This is a genomic window from Neoroseomonas rubea (genome assembly GCF_016106015.1).
Classification (GTDB): Bacteria; Pseudomonadota; Alphaproteobacteria; order Acetobacterales; family Acetobacteraceae; genus Neoroseomonas; species Neoroseomonas rubea.
This window is the reverse complement of sequence record NZ_JACADQ010000508.1, coordinates 1-1,961: the sequence shown is the minus strand read 5'-3', so window position 1 is coordinate 1,961 and position 1,961 is coordinate 1. Positions and strand designations below refer to the sequence as shown.

Genomic DNA, 1,961 nt, shown 5'->3' with positions numbered 1-1,961 from the left:
AAAGGCCTTTGGAAACCAGGATTTCGTTGCGCCGGAAATTCCCAGGTGCGGGTGTCCAGAGGCCTTTCGGCCTCTGGCGGGTGGGGTCCGGGGAGGGCGGCGCCCTCCCCGCCTTCAGGCATCCGTGAACTGCAGGGCGGCGAGCCGCGCATAGAGCCCGCCCTCGGCGAGCAGCGCCTCATGCGTGCCGGTCGCGACGATGCGCCCGGCCTCCATGACGACGATCCGGTCCGCGCGCCGGACGGTTGCGAGCCGATGCGCCACGACGATGGTGGTGCGCCCCGTCGTCAGCCGTGCGAGCGCCTGCTGCACCGCGTGCTCGCTTTCGGCGTCCAGCGCGCTCGTCGCCTCGTCCAGCAGCAGCACGGGCGGATCGCGCAGGATGGCGCGCGCGATGGCGATGCGCTGGCGCTGCCCGCCGGACAGCGTGACGCCCCGCGCGCCGAGATGCGTCGCGAAGCCTTCCGGCAGGGCGGCGATGAAGCCAGCGGCGGAGGCGGCCTCGGCCGCGGCCGCGACCTCGGCGTCGCTCGCCTCGGGCCGGCCGTAGCGGATGTTGTCGGCCACGCTCGCGCCGAAGATCACCGCATCCTGCGGCACGACGCCGAGGCGCGCGCGCACCTCCTGCGGGCTCGCCTGCGCGATGTCGATGCCATCGAGCAGCACCGCGCCGTCGTCTGGGTCGTGGAAGCGCTGCAGCAGGGTAAGCACCGTCGTCTTGCCCGCGCCCGAGGGGCCGACCAGCGCGACGGTCTCCCCCGGCGCCACATCGAGCGTGAAGCCGTCGAGTGCCTTCGTCTCGGGCCGCGAGGGGTAGCGGAAAGTGACGTCGCGGAAGACGACGCGGCCCTGCGGCGGCGGCAGGGCCGTGGGCGCGGCCGGCGCGGCGATGGCCGGGCGCACGACGAGGATCTCGCCCAGCCGGTCGGCCGCCGCGGCGGCGCGCTGGATCTCGCCCCACAATTCGCTGACGGTGGCCCCCGCGCTCGCCAGCATCACGGCGTAGAAGACGAAGGCGGTCAGGTCCCCGCCGGTCATGCGCCCCGCGATCACGTCCTGCCCGCCGACCCACAGCGCGAAGGTGATGGCGCCGAAGCCGAGCAGGATGACGGAGAGGATCAGCACGGTGCGGTTCGCCACACGCTTCAGCGCCGCCTGGACGGAGCGTTCCGACTCCGCGCCGTAGCGCCGGCGCTCCGCATCCTCCTGCGTGAAGGCCTGGACGGTGCGCATGGCGTTTATCGCTTCCTCGGCCCGCGCCGCGAGGTCGGCGATGCGTTCCTGCGAGATCTTGGACAGCCGCCTCTCGCGCCGCCCGAAGGCGATCATCGGCAGCACCACGAGCGGCACGACCACCGCCATGATGCCGGCGAGCTTCGGGCTGGTCAGCACGAGCATGGCAAAGGCGCCGATGCCGGTCAGCGCGTTGCGCAGCCCCATCGAGACGGCCGAGCCGATCAGCGACTGCAGCAGCGCGACATCCGCCGTCAGGCGCGACATCAGGTCGCCGGTGCGTGCCGTGTCGTAGAAGGTGGCGTCGAGCCGTGTCAGGTGGTCGAAGACCGCCGCGCGCAGATCCGCCGCGACGCGTTCCCCGAGCCAGCTGACGAGGTAGTAGCGCAGCGAGGTCGCGATCCCGAGCCCCGCGACGATCCCGCCCATCACCAGCGCCGCCTGGTTCAGCGCGCCGGGCCCGCCGGTGAAGCCGTCGTCGATGATGTGCCTGAGCCCCTGACCCACCGCGAGCGTCAGCGCGGCGGCGGCGATCAGCGCGCCGGCCGCCCCCGCCGCGCGCGCCAGATAGGGGCGAAGGAAGGGCAGCAGCAGGCGCAGCGCGGCCACGCTGCGCGGACGCGCCGCGGCGCTATCGGCCATGCGCCCCCTCAGCCACCGGCGCCACACCGCGGATCGCGCGCCGGCGCGATCCGGGAGCGCGCAGCGCGACCGCCCACGGCGCGCAA

1 protein-coding gene is annotated in these 1,961 nt (G+C 73.7%); it reads right to left on the bottom strand.

Annotated elements, in window-relative coordinates; translation table 11 throughout:
• Positions 1-114: 114 nt before the first annotated feature.
• On the bottom strand, positions 115-1,875 hold the full coding sequence (locus tag HW577_RS24280) for an ABC transporter transmembrane domain-containing protein (protein WP_198378671.1): 1,761 nt from the start codon (positions 1,873-1,875) through the stop codon (positions 115-117).
• Positions 1,876-1,961 lie beyond the last annotated feature (86 nt).